18 protein-coding genes and 2 pseudogenes are annotated in these 15,234 nt (G+C 60.0%); 9 read left to right on the top strand and 11 right to left on the bottom strand.

Translation table 11 applies throughout. From position 1 onward, the window contains the following. Positions 1–258: 258 nt before the first annotated feature. Positions 259–951, bottom strand: coding sequence for a murein L,D-transpeptidase catalytic domain family protein (locus V5E99_RS25595; RefSeq protein ID WP_499805005.1), 693 nt, complete (start codon positions 949–951; stop codon positions 259–261). A 122-nt stretch (positions 952–1,073) separates the two neighbouring features. Here V5E99_RS25595 and V5E99_RS25590 point away from each other — a divergent pair, with 122 nt between their 5' ends. Next, positions 1,074–2,762 carry a L,D-transpeptidase family protein gene (locus V5E99_RS25590; protein WP_499805004.1) on the top strand — a complete coding sequence of 563 codons (1,689 nt, stop codon included), beginning with the start codon at positions 1,074–1,076 and terminating at the stop codon, positions 2,760–2,762. Positions 2,763–2,873: 111 nt separating this feature from the next. Here V5E99_RS25590 and V5E99_RS25585 read toward each other — a convergent pair whose 3' ends face one another. The 3 genes from V5E99_RS25585 to V5E99_RS25575 are packed head-to-tail and all read right to left on the bottom strand — an operon-like array spanning position 2,874 to position 4,122. After that, a complete protein-coding gene (locus V5E99_RS25585; RefSeq protein ID WP_499805002.1) occupies positions 2,874–3,617 on the bottom strand; it encodes an anti-sigma factor family protein in 744 nt (247 codons plus the stop codon). After that, a complete protein-coding gene (locus V5E99_RS25580; RefSeq protein WP_499805001.1) occupies positions 3,610–3,894 on the bottom strand; it encodes a sigma-70 family RNA polymerase sigma factor in 285 nt (94 codons plus the stop codon). Before V5E99_RS25580 ends, V5E99_RS25585 begins: the two co-directional genes overlap by 8 nt. A 6-nt stretch (positions 3,895–3,900) precedes the next feature. Next, positions 3,901–4,122, bottom strand: coding sequence for a sigma factor (locus tag V5E99_RS25575; protein ID WP_499804999.1), 222 nt, complete (start codon positions 4,120–4,122; stop codon positions 3,901–3,903). A 154-nt stretch (positions 4,123–4,276) separates the two neighbouring features. Here V5E99_RS25575 and V5E99_RS25570 point away from each other — a divergent pair, with 154 nt between their 5' ends. Further along, a complete protein-coding gene (locus V5E99_RS25570) occupies positions 4,277–5,245 on the top strand; it encodes a metallophosphoesterase family protein (RefSeq protein ID WP_499804997.1) in 969 nt (322 codons plus the stop codon). A gap of 14 nt (positions 5,246–5,259) precedes the next feature. Then, positions 5,260–5,568 carry a cupredoxin domain-containing protein gene (locus V5E99_RS25565; protein ID WP_499804996.1) on the top strand — a complete coding sequence of 103 codons (309 nt, stop codon included), beginning with the start codon at positions 5,260–5,262 and terminating at the stop codon, positions 5,566–5,568. 144 nt (positions 5,569–5,712) lie between these two features. On the opposite strand, the gene V5E99_RS25560 is transcribed toward V5E99_RS25565, so the two are convergent. After that, a complete protein-coding gene (locus tag V5E99_RS25560) occupies positions 5,713–6,198 on the bottom strand; it encodes a hypothetical protein (RefSeq protein ID WP_499804995.1) in 486 nt (161 codons plus the stop codon). Positions 6,199–6,357: 159 nt separating this feature from the next. Here V5E99_RS25560 and V5E99_RS25555 point away from each other — a divergent pair, with 159 nt between their 5' ends. Continuing rightward, positions 6,358–7,023: a ribonuclease T2 family protein gene (locus V5E99_RS25555; protein ID WP_499804993.1), complete on the top strand. Its 666-nt coding sequence runs from the start codon at positions 6,358–6,360 to the stop codon at positions 7,021–7,023. 83 nt (positions 7,024–7,106) lie between these two features. Here V5E99_RS25555 and V5E99_RS25550 read toward each other — a convergent pair whose 3' ends face one another. After that, positions 7,107–7,889 carry a LysR substrate-binding domain-containing protein gene (locus V5E99_RS25550; protein WP_499804992.1) on the bottom strand — a complete coding sequence of 261 codons (783 nt, stop codon included), beginning with the start codon at positions 7,887–7,889 and terminating at the stop codon, positions 7,107–7,109. On the opposite strand from V5E99_RS25550, the pseudogene V5E99_RS25545 reads away from it, so the two are divergent. Next, a pseudogene (locus V5E99_RS25545) lies at positions 7,873–8,013 on the top strand (haloacid dehalogenase type II); the annotation flags it as partial. The gene V5E99_RS25550 and the pseudogene V5E99_RS25545 overlap by 17 nt on opposite strands. 15 nt (positions 8,014–8,028) lie before the next feature. Further along, positions 8,029–8,796: pseudogene (locus V5E99_RS25540) on the top strand (aldolase). Positions 8,797–8,902: 106 nt separating this feature from the next. On the opposite strand, the gene V5E99_RS25535 reads toward V5E99_RS25540, so the two are convergent. Next, the gene (locus tag V5E99_RS25535; protein WP_499804990.1) at positions 8,903–9,544 is read right to left on the bottom strand and encodes an HAD family hydrolase; all 642 of its coding nucleotides are present in this window, start codon (positions 9,542–9,544) and stop codon (positions 8,903–8,905) included. A gap of 158 nt (positions 9,545–9,702) precedes the next feature. Between V5E99_RS25535 and V5E99_RS25530 the strand changes: the two genes are divergently transcribed. Then, positions 9,703–11,271, top strand: a complete 1,569-nt coding sequence (locus V5E99_RS25530) for a sensor domain-containing diguanylate cyclase (protein ID WP_499804989.1) — start codon at positions 9,703–9,705, stop codon at positions 11,269–11,271. Positions 11,272–11,330: 59 nt separating this feature from the next. Here V5E99_RS25530 and V5E99_RS25525 read toward each other — a convergent pair whose 3' ends face one another. From V5E99_RS25525 to V5E99_RS25510, 4 genes are all read right to left on the bottom strand, one after another. Beyond that, positions 11,331–11,630, bottom strand: coding sequence for a hypothetical protein (locus V5E99_RS25525; RefSeq protein WP_499804987.1), 300 nt, complete (start codon positions 11,628–11,630; stop codon positions 11,331–11,333). An 86-nt stretch (positions 11,631–11,716) separates the two neighbouring features. After that, the gene (locus tag V5E99_RS25520; RefSeq protein ID WP_499804985.1) at positions 11,717–12,196 is read right to left on the bottom strand and encodes an HIT family protein; all 480 of its coding nucleotides are present in this window, start codon (positions 12,194–12,196) and stop codon (positions 11,717–11,719) included. An 11-nt stretch (positions 12,197–12,207) separates the two neighbouring features. Further along, complete coding sequence (locus V5E99_RS25515) at positions 12,208–12,735, bottom strand: GNAT family N-acetyltransferase (protein ID WP_499804983.1); 528 nt, start codon at positions 12,733–12,735, stop codon at positions 12,208–12,210. Between the two features lie 36 nt (positions 12,736–12,771). Beyond that, a complete protein-coding gene (locus tag V5E99_RS25510) occupies positions 12,772–13,359 on the bottom strand; it encodes a GNAT family N-acetyltransferase (RefSeq protein WP_499804982.1) in 588 nt (195 codons plus the stop codon). A gap of 130 nt (positions 13,360–13,489) precedes the next feature. On the opposite strand from V5E99_RS25510, the gene V5E99_RS25505 reads away from it, so the two are divergent. After that, positions 13,490–14,284, top strand: a complete 795-nt coding sequence (locus V5E99_RS25505) for an exodeoxyribonuclease III (protein ID WP_499804980.1) — start codon at positions 13,490–13,492, stop codon at positions 14,282–14,284. A gap of 109 nt (positions 14,285–14,393) precedes the next feature. Continuing rightward, positions 14,394–15,230 carry an arylamine N-acetyltransferase family protein gene (locus V5E99_RS25500; protein WP_499804978.1) on the top strand — a complete coding sequence of 279 codons (837 nt, stop codon included), beginning with the start codon at positions 14,394–14,396 and terminating at the stop codon, positions 15,228–15,230. The last annotated feature ends 4 nt before the right edge of the window (positions 15,231–15,234 follow it).

Genomic DNA, 15,234 nt, shown 5'->3' with positions numbered 1-15,234 from the left:
AATTGGGGATAATTTTGCTTTCGGCTGGAAAAAGTCAGATTTGCCTTAAGTGAAAGTACTCGTGCTTGCTGTTGATTGATCGCATGCTTATCCGCTCGATTAGGTGAGCATCTTTATTTCGTCAGTTTCCGACGGCACGGATTGAGTCGCAGGGGCTCAGGCGTGTCTTCGTCGATTTGATTACGCTTCTCAACGCCCAATCCTTCGACAGCAACCCTTCAATGCCTGAGGCCCGCAGTGTCCCGTGATGCAGCTTGGTTAACGACCGGAAGCATCCGCCACCGTCGCCCCACCACAATTCACAATCGAAGATGTCTTCAACCAACGCTGATCCGGGTAATAAGAAAACAACAACTGGCCATCCTTCATCGAATCAATCAACCGATGCGCAATCGCCGGGCGTACTGCCGGGCATCCGAGGCTGCGACCGATGCGGCCATTGATTTGTGCGAGTTTGGGGCTGACATACGGCGCGCCGTGAATCACGATAGCCCGGTCAAACGCATTGTCGTTAAAGCCGGGCTCCAGGCCTTCCATTCGTAGGGAGTAGCCGTTGTGTCCCAGATAGCTCGACTGGGTTCGGTACAAGCCAAGGCTGGAGGCGTTGCTTTCATTCTGGTTGGAAAACTGGCTGGCCATGTTTTCGCCGCTGTTGCGGCCGTGGGCGACGAGTTCATGGAACAGCAGCTTGCGCTTCTTTAAATCGAACACCCACAGGCGTTGTTCGGTCGAAGGCAGTGAGTAATCGATGACGGCGAGTCGTTGAGCGGGGGCGGCACCTTTGGCGATGCGGCATTGCGAGGCACGTACGGCCAGGTTGATGACGTTGGCGTTAGCGCCCGGCGCCGCTTTGACGAGGGCGGCGGCCAGAGAATCGGCGTACGCTGCTGGTATTGACGTTACCGCCAACAGCAGGGCCGAGCATAGAAAGCCAAAGCGGTTTAGCGCCATAGAGATGTCTCATCAAGTTATTTCGAGTTTAGCAGCGCTTGCGCCAAGTGCTGAAAGCAGGAGATTAAGGATTATCCATGGGGCAACTTTCAAGGTTATTCGTCATAAGCCATGCCTTTTTTATGGTCTTTCTGATCAGCGGCACCGCGCTTGCTGAAACTTCGCCGATTGCGCCGGAAAACGTGCCGATCAGCACGATTGAGGCAATACCCGACGATAACGTCGCCCAAGAGATTCACGCGGTGCTGGAACCGTTGATTTCGGCGTTTCCGCCGCTGATGATCCGCCCGCGCCATCAGCGGCTGGACGTGAACCGTGTGGTCCTGGATTTCTATACCCATCGCCAATTCCGGGCGGCCTGGACGAACCCGGATGACGTCGCCCAGTTGTTGAAAAGCCTCAACGATACGCAGATCGATGGACTGGAGCCGGCGGATTTTCGCATTGATGATCTGGCCATGGCCCAGGCGTCGATGCAGAACACGCCGCCAACCCCTGCGCAGCAAGCGGCCTTCGACATGGCCGCTACCCGCACTTTCCTGACGGCTTTGCTGCAATTGCGTCGGGGCAAGGTTGATCCGGCGCGGCTGGATATGCATTGGAACTTTGATATCACCGGCGCCGATCCCCGTGCCGACGTGAACAACTTCTTCAACGCGCTGGATAACCATGATGTTGCCCGCGCCTTTGCCGAGGCGCCGCCGCAAGAAGCGGTTTATCGCGGTTTGCGCGAGGCGCTGGCGCAGTTGCGCAGCGTTCGCGACCGGGGTGGCTGGCCGAAAGTTGCCGAAGGGCAGAAGCTCCAGCCGGGGATGGACGTCCCGGCGGTTGCGCAGTTGCGCGCTCGTTTGGTGGCCGGTGGTTATCTGGAACCGCAGAAGAGCAAGCGCTCCGATTACGATGACGCGGTGATCGCGGCGGTGAAAAAGTACCAAACCGAGCAATACCTGGGGGCGGATGGTGTTGCCGGGGCGGCGACGCTTGCTGCGTTGAATGTGCCGGTGCAGGCGCGTATCGACCAGGTGCGGGTCAACATGGAGCGCGCGCGCTGGTTGCTTTATAAGCTGCAAGGCACGTTCGTGATTGTCGATATCGCTGGCTATAAGGTCGCGCTGTACCGCGATGGCCAGCCGATCTGGCGCTCCCGGGTGCAGGTCGGCAAACCGTTTCGCAGCACGCCGATTTTTCAGGCCGAGATTACTTACGTCACGTTCAACCCGACCTGGACGGTGCCACCGACCATTCTGAAAGAGGATGTGTTGCCGAAGATCCTCAGCAACCCGAATTATTTGAGCAACAACCGTATCCGCCCGATTGATCGGGAGGGCAACGTGCTCGACCCATCGACCATCGACTGGAGCAACCCGAGGGGCGTTACCTTGCGTCAGGACGCCGGGCCGGAAAATTCGTTGGGCCAAGTGGTCATCCGATTCCCCAATGATTACGCGATTTACCTGCACGACACGCCGCACCGTGACTTGTTCGCGAAGAACGTCCGTGCCACCAGTTCGGGCTGCATCCGAGTGGAAAATCCGTTGCAGTTGGTTGAATTGCTGTTCAACGATCCGGTGCGCTGGAACAGCGCCGGTATTCAGAAGCAGTTGGCCAACGGCAAGACCGAGAACATTCGCTTGCCGGTGAAGGTACCGGTGTTGTTGGCATATTGGACGGTGGACATGGGCGCCAACGGGCGGGTGGCGTTCAAGCCAGACGTGTATGGCTACGATGATCCGGTGTTGAAAGTGCTGAACGCGCCGGCGAAGTTACCGGCGCTGGATTTGCAGGCGGCGGCAGGACAAAACACACCGTAACAACACCCCGTAGGAGCTGCCGAAGGCTGCGATCTTTTGATCTTGCTTGTAAAAATAAAAGTCAAAAGATCGCAGCCTTCGGCAGCTCCTACGGGGGAGGTGTGGGTGTGTTCAGGCGCCGTTCCTGAGCAACTGGCCGAGTGTTTCCAGCTCAGCTTTTTCCACGTCCGATACCAGCACAAAGCGCATGTGGTTCGCTTGCCAGGACACCACGTTGAAGCCGCGAATCGACCGGGTTTTTGGCGGTTCATCGGCTTCAGTCGTTGGCAGCACAAACACGTTGATGATGTGTTTGGCGCGTCCATAGGCCAGCGCCGCCGTGGCCTGGTGTTGTAGATAATCCAGTCGCCCGCCCAACAATGGAAACCCCTGCGCCGAGTAGTCGAACACCGGCGGCGAGAAGTCGAGCTTGCCGGTGAACCAGGGCTTCACGGTGTGCCGGTCGGACGAGACCACGTCGTTCAAATGCTCGCCCATCAACGAGCGAACATGGCTGGAGACGGCCTCGTCCATCAACGGTTGTTCGCTGCCCGGCGTTGCGACATAAAGCACCATGGCCAAGGCCAGCGCCGCTGCTGAAAAACCAGGCGCGAACCATTTCCGCCAACGCTTGAGCGCACTGTTGCGTGGCGCAACGGGGGCAAACACGCTGGCAATCAATGACGCGGGCGCCGTGTAATACGGTGCATGTCGCTTCACGCTGACTGTCAGTAAACGCGCTTCATCAAGCAATCGCGCGCACTCGGCACACTCGGCCAAATGCGCGGCGACCTTCGCCGTCATCGCGGTGTCCAGTTCCTTGTCCAGGTAGCCATGAACCAGCGTCTGGCAAGCCGTGCAGTCGAGTTCATTCATGATCGTGCAGCTTCAGTAATTCGAGCTTGAGCATGGCCCGGGCCCGAGCCAGCCTCGACATGACAGTGCCGATGGGGATGTCGGCCACTAGGGCAATGTCCTTGTAGGGCATTTCTTCAAGTTCCTTCAGAACAATGACCTCACGAAACATCGGCGGCAGGGCGCGCAGGGCTTGCTGGATCAGCGCCGCGTTTTCGGTGTGAATGGCCAGCAATTCCGGGCTTTGGCCGTGACTCAACGCCGCATCGTCTTCGGGTAGTTCATCGCCGATGGCCACCCAATGTTAGCTGGCCGAGGCCTTGAGCCAGGTGTAGCTTTCGTTGCGCACGATGGTCAGAAACCAGGCCTTGGCATTACCGTCGGCGAAGCGGTGCAAGAACCGGAAGGCCCGCAGTGCACTTTCCTGAACGACATCGCGCGCGGCGCTATCGTTGCCGGTGAGCCAGCGCGCGAGGTTGTAGGCCGCGTCCATGTGGGGCGCAAACAGTTCCTCAAATCGCTTCATAGGGGTTCCCGTACCGTCCCACTCCTGTAACTGTGATGCGCGGTGTTTTATTCCCGAGAAAAAATATCTTTTTCGAGGCGGAATAAAGACTCGTCCTACCCGGTTGTATCTCGTGTCAGCTACTTCACTGTAGTCCGCCAACGAGGGCATACCGATGGACATTCAATCAAAACACGAACGGCGCACCGACGGTCCGCTGAACCCCGACCGCCGCACGTTGCTCAAGTGCTCGGCATGGGCCGGGGCCGGAGTGATCTGGGCTTTGAGCGGCGGCATTCCCCGCGCCTTTGCCCTGGATGATTCGGGCAACGTCTCCGACCCCAAGGCCCTGGCCAGCACCTTTCATTTCGTGCAGATCAGCGACTCGCACATCGGCTTCAACAAAGAGGCCAACCCCGAACCGCTGAAGACCTTGCAGGTAGCCATCGACAAGGTCATCGCGCTGCCGAAACGGCCGGCGCTGATCCTGCACACTGGCGACATCACCCACCTGTCGAAACCGGAAGAGTTCGACACCGCTGCGCAAGTGCTCAAGGGCTTGCCGTCCACGGTGCATTACGTGCCGGGCGAGCACGACACCCTCGACGAGGGCGGCGGCCAGCTCTACCTCCAGCGTTACGGCAAAGGCACCAAAGGCAACGGCTGGTACAGCTTCGATGACCATGGCGTGCATTTCATTGCGCTGGTGAATGTCTTCAACTTCCAGGCCGGTCGTGAAGCGACGCTGGGTGCCGATCAGCTCGCCTGGCTGGCCGACGACTTGCGCGCCGTGACCGCCAGCACGCCGATTGTGGTGTTTACCCATATTCCGTTGTGGACGATTTATCAGCCGTGGGGCTGGGGCACTGAGGATGGCGACCAGGCGATTGCCCTGCTGCGCAAGTACGGCTCGGTGACGGTGTTGAACGGGCACATTCATCAGGTGATCCAGAAGGTCGAAGGCAACATCACTTTTCACACCGCACGAGGCACGGCTTATCCACAACCTGCGCCGGGCACCGCGCCGGCACCGGGGCCCATGACGGTGGCGGCTGATCAGTTGCGCAACTATCTGGGGATCACCGATGTGCGGGCGACGCAGGGCGAGCACCCGCTGGCGCTGATCGATTCGACACTGGTTTAGGGGAGGGCGGCGCAATGAAAACGCGACTGTTAACCGTGGTTTGCCTGATGCTGTCGATGCCGGTGTGGGCCGAGGAGGTAAAAGTCGACATCAAGGAATTCATGTACGGTCCCAAGGATTTGAAGGTGGCCGTGGGCACCAAAGTAACGTGGGTGAATGACGACCAGATCCCGCACACGGTGTCGGAAACCCACAAAGTGTTCCGCTCCGGCGCGCTGGACACCAATGACAGTTTTTCCTACGTGTTCAATACGCCGGGGGAGTTTGAGTATTTCTGTGTGCTGCATCCGCAGATGATCGGCAAGATTGTGGTTAGCCAGTAAGCGGGCGAATCACAAAATTCATCATCAGCGCTGAACCCCTGTGGGGGCGGGCTTGCTCGCGAAAGCGGTTTGACTTTCAACACAGATGTTGACTGAGCAATCGCCTTCGCGAGCAAGCCCGCTCCCACAGGGACTGTGCCGGGATTAGAGATCCAGCCCTTGCTGTATCACTGACAGCAGGTTCACTTCTGTCAGCGCCACCGCATCCGGTTGTTGCCCGGATTGCTCGATCGACTGCAACCACCACTGGGTTTCACCGTGTTCGGTCACGGTCCGCAGCAGCGGGATTTCCTTGCCTTGAAGGTGAATCTCGACACGTCCTTCGCCATCTGCGGTGAAGCGCACGATCGGGATGAAGGTGATGTTGTGGTGATTGCCTTCGATCACCAGTTGATCGATGGCGTAGGCATAGGTCGCGCCATTCGGGTGACGTTCGAATACATGGGTGGGATTACGGCGGATGGTCAGGCCGGCCTCGAGCAGCGGCTTCAGCCAGGCTTCGATCTGGTGATACATTGCGTAAACCTGGCTCGGCCAGCTATCGATGGCCTGATCGGTGCCGCTGGTTTCGTCGGCGCTGGTGTGGCGGGTTTCTCTCAGTTTTGCGGCGAGCTCGTCTGCCTTACTCATTTCAATTCCCTGTCGTGACGTAAGTGTGATCGTAGCCCCTTCAAAGTAATGCACGTTTTGCCCTGCGTCATGCGCTTGCAACACAAGCGTGACAAAACCGTCCCTTGGCCGACATTCGGCCAGGCCTTTAAACCGGCACTATCCCCAAGGAGTGGGTTTATGAAGAAGCTGTACGCGGTCATCGCAATCCTGGCAATAACCTTCGGCAACATCGGCTTGAGCTCGGCTCGGCAATCGCAGCAAGGCAAAGCCCCGGTTGAGTCAGTGGCGGGGGTGTTCGATTACTACTTGCTGACGCTGTCGTGGTCGCCGACGTTCTGCCTGACCCACAAAGACGACGCGCAATGCTCCGGCAAAGGCTATGGCTTTGTGCTTCATGGCCTCTGGCCGCAATACGCCAAGGGCGGCTGGCCGGAGTCGTGCCCGCCGATGGTGACGCTGTCACCGGCCGAACGGGCCCAAGGGCTGACGTTGTTCCCGACGCCCAAGTTGCTTGAGCATGAATGGGCCAAGCACGGCACTTGCAGCGGCCTCGGCGCTTCGGGTTACTTCGACGCGGCGGACAAAGCCGTCGGTGCGGTAAAAATCCCGGAGCAACTGCAACCTTTCAGCAGCACCCATTACTTCCAGGCCCAGGAAATCGTCAACCTGTTCCGCCAGAACAATCCCGGGATTGCGGCGGACGGCATCGCGGTGATCTGCAATGGTCCCGAGTTGTCGGAAGTGCGGGTGTGCATGGGCAAGGACCTGGGGTTTGGCGCGTGCGGGAAAGGCGTGAAGACTTCGTGTCGTGACGGGGATATTCGGGTTCCACCGTCGCGGTGACGGGTGGTTGCCACGATTGAAAATGGGCGTCCTCGGGGCGCCCATTTCGGACTTTTCAACTGACGAACCCGAGCAGCGCGATTTCAGCCCAACGACCCCTTCAAAAACTCCACCAACCCCCGCTGCAACCCGGTCAACGTGCCCTCGCGACTCACCAGCGCCAGCTCCGACGGTGGCAATTCTGGCAAATCAGTACACACCGTATGCTCAGGCAACACCGCCGACTCCGGCAACACTGACACCCCCAATCCCGACGCCACCGCTGCTTGAATCCCGGTCAGGCTATGGCTGCCGAACGCCACGCGCCACGGCCGCTGAGCCTTGTCCAGCAAGCGAATCGCCCGTTGCCGGTAAATGCAGCCTTGGGGGAATAGCGCCAGCGGCAGGACACCGTTCGCCGAGTCCACCCCCGCACCCTTGACCCACACCAGCACCTCCGGCCAGGACGCCCAGCATGGCCCGCTGTCCGGTTCGCGTTTGATCAGGGCAATGTCGATGTCACCGATGTCGAGTTTCTGCTTGATGTCGAGGCTCATGCCGCTGATGGTTTCCAGCCGTGCTTGCGGCCAGGCCTGGTTGAAGCCGGCGAGGAGCATGGCCATGCGCCGGGCGTCGAAGTCTTCCGGCACGCCGAGGCGCAGGATTTCCAGGTCGACGTCGCTGGCCAGCGCCTGCACCGCCTCCGAAGACAGCGCCAGCAAGCGTCGGGCATAGCCGATCAGTCGTTCGCCATGTTCGGTCACGCTGATGTTTTGCCCGGTACGGTCGCGGATCAACAACGGGTGCCCGATCAACTCTTCAAGTTTGCGCAGCTGTTGGCTGACGGTGGACTGGGTCCGGTGCACACGTTCGGCGGCGCGGGACATGCAGTTTCGCTGTGTCTGGATCGACCGTGGCACTGGCCGGCCATTACTGCCGGATTACCAGCCCGATGCCATCCTGAGCACCCTGGATCAAGTCGTGCCCCTGTTCACTTCCCTTGGCTGGTAAATCGGAGTCGTCGTTATGGCACATACCCTGACAGGTAGCTCCCGTCCGGCCCGGTACGCCGATCTGAATCTGGACTCGGAAGCCGTCACTGTCGCCCGCACGGAATTGGCCGCGTGCTTTCAACTGGCGGCGCTGCAGGGTTTGGAGGAGGGCATCTGCAACCATTTTTCGGCCATGGTGCCGGGGCGCGATGATTTGTTTTTCGTGAATCCTTACGGGTATGCGTTCGCCGAGGTCCGTGCTGAGAATCTGCTGGTCTGCGACTTCCACGGCAATGTCGTGGCTGGCGATGGGCTGCCCGAGGCGACGGCGTTCTACATTCATGCCCGGCTGCATAAGCAACTGCCGAGGGTGAAAGTGGCGTTTCACACCCACATGCCTCACGCCACGGCGTTGTGTTTGCTGCAGGGCCCACCGCTGCTGTAGCTGGGGCAAACGGCCTTGAAGTTTTACGGGCGCACGGCGGTGGATGAGGATTACAACGGCCTGGCCCTCGATGAGTCCGAGGGCGACCGGATCGCCAGTGTGATGGGCGAGGCCGACATCCTGTTCCTGAAAAATCATGGCGTGATCGTCGCCGGACCGACCATCGCCGAGGCCTGGGACGATTTGTATTACCTGGAGCGGGCGGCGCAGGTGCAGTTGTTGGCGATGGCGACCCGACGCGAGCTCAAGCCTGTTCCTCATGCGATTGCCCAGCGGGCTTATGAGCAGATGCGTGTGGGCGATGCGCAGAGTGCCCGGGCGCATTTGCACAGTGCGATGCGAAGGTTGGCCGGTTGAAGTTTGCGGTGTTCAGGAGGGCCTCTTCGCGAGCAAGCCCGCTCCACACATTGGAATGCGCTCACCTGTGGGAGCGGGCTTGCTCGCGAATGAGGCCCCCCTCATTTCAACCTGCTTTCTCCGGCAACCCCAGAGCCACTAAATCCTTGCGCAATTGCCCCGCATCGAAGAACTGAACGCCATGAAACCCCATGCGTTGTGCCCCTTCGATGTTGGGCCGGTGGTCATCAATAAACACCGCCCGCGCGCTGTCCACGTCGTAGCGTGACGCCAACAACCGGAAAATCTCCGGCGAAGGCTTGATCACGCCTTCGACCCCCGACACCAGAATCCCTTCGAAGCGCTGCAAGAACTCAAAACGCTCAAGGGCAATCGGGAAGGTTTCCGCCGACCAGTTGGTCAGCGCCAGCAGCCGGATACCGTTGGCATGCAGTTCATCGAGGATAGTTACAGTGTCTTCGATGGCACCGCCGAGCATTTCTTCCCAGCGTTCGCGGTAGGCGCGGATCAATGTTTCCTGATCCGGATGCCGGGCGATGGCTTCCTCGGTGGCTTCCTGCCAGCTGCGGCCCTGGTCCTGTTGTTCGTTCCAGGCGGTGTGGCAGACCTCGGCCAGGAAGGTTTCCATGGCTTTTACATCGTCACCGAACAATTTTTTGTAAAGGTTTCGGGGGTTCCAGCGGATAAGTACATTACCGAGATCGAAGACGGCGGTATTGATGGCGGCCGGTTGAGACTGGGCAGTCATGTTTTTCCTCCTTGGACAAACGGATAGGGGCGATAACTGAAGCCTTTCAGCTTAGCAGAGCGGGTTTTCCCGTTGGCCCCTCACGACCCCGTAGGCTAAGCTCACAAAAAATAAGGGCTTTGGGCCTTCGCCCACGCCGTGCCCTCCAGGAAGTGCTTTTGCCTATCCCTCTTTACGACTCGCCCCACGCCCCCGGCGCCTTGAAGCGTTTGCCTTTGCTTAAGGCTGCGGCGCTTTTTATCGTAGCGGTGTGCCTGTGCCTGTGTGGCTTGTTGTACCTGCAACTGGAGCAATCTCACCGTCACGACCTGGCGTTGGCCGAAGTCGCCTCGTCGAACCTGACCCGGGCCATGGCGCAGCAGGCCGAAGACACTTTCACCAAGGCCGATCTGGTGCTGACCAGCCTGGTGGACTGGATTCAGGTCGACGGGTTCGACGGCGAGCAGAAGCAGCGCTTGCAGAAAACCTTCGCCCGGCGGGTACAAGCGCTGCGCCAGTTGCACGGGATTTTCCTCTTCGACAAGCAGGGCCAGTGGGTCGTGACCTCGTTTCAGGACTTGCCCCGGGGCTCGGGGGTGATGGATCGCGAATACTTCAAATACCACCAGCAAAACGTCTCGTCCCTGGCCCACATAGGGCCGGCGATTCGCAGTCGCGAGAACGGTGAGTGGATCATCCCGGTGACCAAGCGCATCAACGACAAGGACGGCAACTTCCAGGGCGTGTTGCTGGCCGGCATCAAGATGGCGTACTTCGATCAATTCTTCAAAAGCTTCAACATCGATGACCATGGCTCGATGTTTCTGGCGCTCACCGACGGTACGTTGCTGGCGCGCCGGCCGTTTGTTGAAACACAAATCGGCACCTCGTTGGCCAACGGCACGATTTTCCAGAAGCATCTGCCCCTGGCGACTTCCGGCAACGCGATGATCAGCTCAGTGGTCGACGACACGGTGCGCTTGTATGGCTACCGGCAGTTGGAAAGCTATCCGCTGGTGGTGTCGGCGGCGTCATCCAGGGATGCGATTCTCAAGGATTGGTATGCCACGGCGTTTCAATCCAGCGTCATTGTGGCCCTGGTGGTGCTGGGCGTTGGGTTGTTTGGCTGGGTGTTCATTCATCAGGTGCGCGACGGCGAGAGGATCGAAGCCGATTTGCGTCAGGCCCAGGAAGCCCTGGAGCTGATCGCGACCCACGACAGCCTGACCGGCCTGGCCAACCGTCGCCTGTTCGAGCGGGCGCTGGAGGTCGAATTCGGCCGTGGCGCCCGACAGGCGAGCCCGTTGAGTCTGGTGATGCTCGATATCGATTTTTTCAAGCGCTACAACGACACCTACGGCCACGTGGCCGGGGATCATTGCCTGGCCGAAGTGGCGCGGGCGTTGAAGAGTTGCTGCCTGCGCAAGGCCGATCTGGCGGTGCGTTACGGCGGCGAAGAGTTCGCCGTGCTGCTGCCGGACACCGACATTCACGGTGCACTGGTGGTGGCCGAACAGATTCGCCGTCGGGTCATGGACCAGAACATCACCCACAGCGGCTCGCCCACCGGCTACGTGACGGTCAGCCTGGGCTGCTACTCGTTCGTACCGAACGGTCGGGACAGTATCGAGGTGTTCATCCAGCGCGCCGACGCAGCGTTGTACCAGGCTAAGCACTCGGGGCGAAACCGTTCGGCGGTGTTGTCCATGGAGGGCGGCGTTGAGGCGCTGATGCGTTCGGATCGTTGATTACGGAAGCAGGCAGGTCCTGATCTCAAACCTCGGCATCAGAAGCTGCCTTTACGCGTTCAGCTGCCCGTGCCACCGCCGGCCCCACCGGTTCCGCCCCCGGCCGCGCCCGTGCCGCCACCCGCGCCAGAGCCACTGGTGCCGCCATTGCTGCCGTTGACACCGGAACCGGTGCCATTGTTGCCCTCTTTACCGCCCGAAGGTGCGCCGGGTGTGCTGTTGGGTGGCAGCGTCGAACCACTGACGCCCCCCGATTTGGTGCCGGTGGCGTCAGGGGCATCGTTGGCGGCGTAGCTGGCCAATGGCGCGGCGCAGAGTAAGCCTGCCAGCAACAGCGAGGTGATTTTTGTCGTGATCATGGTCCGTCTCCAGAAATGAGTCGTTACCTGATATTGGTGCTGAGGGCGGTGGGGTTGGTGCCGACTGGATGACGAATGGTCAGTCCTCAGGTGAAGGCTTCGCGCAGACGGGTGATTGCCTGGGCTACCGTCATACCCGGTGCCGCTGGCGGATCGGGCCGTTCACAGAACTCACGCCAGACAAACAACGTCAGCTCGGCGCCATCGGTCAGGCTTGTTGGCATCGGTGAAGAGAAGGTTTCGAGCAGTCGATAGCGGTCATCCTGCCAGAACAGATCCTCGACCCAGGCGTAGACCGGGATGAGATGAAAGTGAATCGAGTGCCCGGGTTCATGCCCGTAACGACCGACGTACAGGCGTTTTGGATCGAACAGCGTTTCGACGATGCGTTGAGTCTTGGCCAGCAACGGACCGAGTTCGGCCAGTGCGCCGTCGGGCAACTCGTGGAGCGCATTGACGTTGGAGCGGGCGCCCAGCATCAGGTAACCCGGCAGCGCCGAGTTGACCCGATGGTTGAGCCGCCAGTGTTCGGTTTCGTGAACGATGAAGGAGGGCGGAATGTTCATCGACGGCCTTTTCAGCGCTGTATCAGCAGTTGTTTCTGGAACAGGCGGTTTTCATAGGTATTGCCGCCGAATTCGTAGTGGTTGACGCCCGCCTCTTCGTAGCCCTGGGCCAGGTAAAACGCACGGGCGCGATGGTTTTCAACCCAAGCGGTTAACCACAGGAAGGGCTGCCCGGTTTCCCGGGCCAGTGCTTCAATGTGCTGGAGCAGCGCTTGTCCGATGCCTTGGCGGTGCGCATGGCGCTGCACGTACAAACGAACCAGTTCCGTGCCGGCGCACAACGAGGGCCTTGGTCCTTCGGCGTTGGCGACGATTTCGGCAAAACCTTGCAGATGACCGTCGCGTTCAGCCAGTACAAACCGGGTCGCCGAGTCGTTCAGGCGATGTTCGAAACGTGCGGCGGTGTAGACCGTGAACGCTTCCTCGGCAAGGTCTCGGCGCATGCCGTCGGTGGCGTAGGTGTCCAGGAACACCTGGGTGGCGAGGCCGCTGATGCATAAGGCGTCAGCGGCTTGGCCGAGTCGGTAGTGCAGGGGCATGGGGACGACTTCCTTTTCGTTTGCGATGTCTTGGTGTTAGTGACGGTTGTATTCGGCCAACTTCTTTTCCAGATGCTGCTGAATCTGCGGCCACTCATCATCAATGATGCTGAACCGCACGGAGTTGCGCTTGCGCCCGTCCGGCATGATCCGTTCGTGGCGCACAATCCCTTCCTGCTGCGCGCCAAGCCTGAGGATCGCGTTGCGTGACGTCTGATTGTTTTCGTCGGTGGTGAATTGCACCCGCACGCAACCGAGCACGTCGAAGGCGTGGCGCAGCATCAGGTATTTGGCCTCGGTGTTGACGAAGGTTTTCTGCCAACTGGCGCCGATCCAGCTGCTGCCGATTTCGAGTTTGCGGTTGAGGCGGTCGACTTTCCAGAATCGTGTGGAGCCGATGACCTTGCCGGTTGCCTTGAGCACGATGACAAACGGCAGCACCGTACCGGCGTCGCGGCCATCGAGGGCTCTTTTCAAGTAACTGTCGACCGTGGTCGGGGAGGGCACGACCGTCACTGTCAGGTTCCACAGTTCGCCGTCTCCGGCAGCCTCGACCAAGGCGTCGGCATCGGTGTATTGAAGGGGGCGCAGGAGGATTCTGTTGCCTTCGAGGGTAGATTCCATGACGTCGATATTCTCGGCAGATCGGGCTGGGCGTTGGATGGCTATTACGCCGCACATGGCTTGCCCGGCGCAACCACCGGAATGGGCCGATGTCACACACTAGACACTTCGCTGCCAGGAGCCCGGGCCGATGAAAAACTTGCGAATCGCGACGTTCAACGTCAACGGCCTGCGGGCCCGACTGCCGAATGTGTTGGCCTGGCTGGCGCGAGAACAGCCAGACATTGTCTGCCTGCAAGAGCTCAAGTCCCTCGACAGTGCGTTTCCCGCCGCCGAGCTTGAGGCCGCCGGGTACGGCGCGATCTGGCAGGGGCAATCGTCGTGGAATGGTGTGGCGATTCTGGCCCGGGACGCCCAGCCTTTGGAGAGCCGGCGCGGTCTGCCGGGGGACGACAGCGACACCCAGAGCCGTTATCTGGAAGCGGCGGTGCACGGGGTTGTGGTTGGGTGTTTGTATTTGCCCAATGGCAATCCGCAACCGGGGCCAAAGTTCGATTACAAACTGGCATGGTTCGAACGGCTGATTCGCTACGCGCAAGCGCTTCAGGGCAGCGAACATCCGGTGGTGCTGGCCGGCGACTACAACGTGGTGCCCACCGACCTGGACATCTACAACACTCGCTCCTGGCTCAAGGACGCGTTGCTGCAACCCGAGAGCCGCGCGTGTTACCAGCGCTTGCTGGACCAGGGCTGGACTGATTCCCTTCGGTATCTGTATCCCGAAGACCGTCTCTACACGTTCTGGGATTACTTTCGTCAGCACTGGCAGAAGAACTCCGGTTTGCGCATCGATCATCTACTGTTGAACCCGGTGTTGAGTCCGTATCTGCAAGAGGCCGGCGTCGACGCTTGGGTGCGCAACGAACCCCACGCCAGTGACCATGCGCCGACCTGGATTCGGCTGGGGACGCGTAAGCGGCGTTGATTTTCGGGTGGCGATTGGCGAAATCAATTGTCGGTCAACGCGGGTTTTCCCTTATATATGGCGCCCATCGACGCAGTGACCTGCGGCCCCCGTGCATAAGGACCGAGCAATGAGCGAGCCACGCCTGACGAATCTGGATCTGTATCTGCAACGCCTGGGTTTCAGCGCGCCCCCCGCGCCGACGCTGGACACCCTGCGCCAACTTCAACTGCGCCACACCGGCGCTTTCCCGTTTGAGAATCTCACGACGCTGTCCGGTGAGCCGGTACTGATCGACTTGCCATCGATCGAGCGAAAAGTCCTGCATCAGGGGCGTGGCGGCTACTGCTATGAACTGAACAATCTGTTCCTGGCCTTGCTGCAGGCACTGGGGTTCGACGCTCGCGGCATCAGCGGTCGCGTGGTGATGGGCCAGCCTGAAGGCGCGTGGACGGCGCGCACCCATCGCCTGAGCCTGGTGACCCTGGACGGCGTGCGCTACATCAGTGATGTCGGCTTTGGTGGCATGGTGCCTACTGCGCCGCTGGTGCTCGACACCGCCGCTGAACAATCCACACCGCACGAACCGTATCGCATCGAACAACATGCCGACGGCTACACCCTTCGCGCAAAGGTCGCCGATGAGTGGCGAGCGATGTACATCTTCGACCTGCAACGCCAGGAAGACATCGATTACACCCTCGGTAACTGGTACGTCTCGACCCATCCTGAATCGCCTTTTGCCAAACAACTGATGGTGGCGCGCACCGGGGACGGCTGGCGGCGCACGTTGAATAACGGCAGTTTTGCGATCCACCGGATCGGCAGCGAAAGCGAGCGGCGGCAAGTGGCGGATGTGGATGAGTTGACCGAGTTGCTGGCGCGCGAGTTCGGGATTCGGGTGCCGGCAAACGCTCGGTTGAAACAGGTGATCGAGCATTTGATTGAGCCCAAGGAGCCGGCCTGACGGG

The sequence above is a fragment of the Janthinobacterium sp. LPB2021202312-11-4 genome, from assembly GCF_037049705.1.
Classification (GTDB): domain Bacteria; phylum Pseudomonadota; class Gammaproteobacteria; order Pseudomonadales; family Pseudomonadaceae; genus Aquipseudomonas.
The sequence above is the reverse complement of the archived record's forward strand: the minus strand, read 5'-3'. Positions and strand labels throughout refer to the sequence as shown.

Bases quoted from the DNA above. Each gene is read 5' to 3' on its own strand.
- V5E99_RS25595 (WP_499805005.1), bottom strand. From the start codon at position 951: ATGGCGCTAAACCGCTTTGGCTTTCTATGCTCGGCCCTGCTGTTGGCG.
- V5E99_RS25590 (WP_499805004.1), top strand. From the start codon at position 1,074: ATGGTCTTTCTGATCAGCGGCACCGCGCTTGCTGAAACTTCGCCGATT.
- V5E99_RS25585 (WP_499805002.1), bottom strand. From the start codon at position 3,617: ATGAATGAACTCGACTGCACGGCTTGCCAGACGCTGGTTCATGGCTAC.
- V5E99_RS25575 (WP_499804999.1), bottom strand. From the start codon at position 4,122: ATGAAGCGATTTGAGGAACTGTTTGCGCCCCACATGGACGCGGCCTAC.
- V5E99_RS25570 (WP_499804997.1), top strand. From the start codon at position 4,277: ATGGACATTCAATCAAAACACGAACGGCGCACCGACGGTCCGCTGAAC.
- V5E99_RS25565 (WP_499804996.1), top strand. From the start codon at position 5,260: ATGAAAACGCGACTGTTAACCGTGGTTTGCCTGATGCTGTCGATGCCG.
- V5E99_RS25560 (WP_499804995.1), bottom strand. From the start codon at position 6,198: ATGAGTAAGGCAGACGAGCTCGCCGCAAAACTGAGAGAAACCCGCCAC.
- V5E99_RS25555 (WP_499804993.1), top strand. From the start codon at position 6,358: ATGAAGAAGCTGTACGCGGTCATCGCAATCCTGGCAATAACCTTCGGC.
- V5E99_RS25550 (WP_499804992.1), bottom strand. From the start codon at position 7,889: ATGTCCCGCGCCGCCGAACGTGTGCACCGGACCCAGTCCACCGTCAGC.
- V5E99_RS25535 (WP_499804990.1), bottom strand. From the start codon at position 9,544: ATGACTGCCCAGTCTCAACCGGCCGCCATCAATACCGCCGTCTTCGAT.
- V5E99_RS25525 (WP_499804987.1), bottom strand. From the start codon at position 11,630: ATGATCACGACAAAAATCACCTCGCTGTTGCTGGCAGGCTTACTCTGC.
- V5E99_RS25520 (WP_499804985.1), bottom strand. From the start codon at position 12,196: ATGAACATTCCGCCCTCCTTCATCGTTCACGAAACCGAACACTGGCGG.
- V5E99_RS25515 (WP_499804983.1), bottom strand. From the start codon at position 12,735: ATGCCCCTGCACTACCGACTCGGCCAAGCCGCTGACGCCTTATGCATC.
- V5E99_RS25510 (WP_499804982.1), bottom strand. From the start codon at position 13,359: ATGGAATCTACCCTCGAAGGCAACAGAATCCTCCTGCGCCCCCTTCAA.
- V5E99_RS25505 (WP_499804980.1), top strand. From the start codon at position 13,490: ATGAAAAACTTGCGAATCGCGACGTTCAACGTCAACGGCCTGCGGGCC.
- V5E99_RS25500 (WP_499804978.1), top strand. From the start codon at position 14,394: ATGAGCGAGCCACGCCTGACGAATCTGGATCTGTATCTGCAACGCCTG.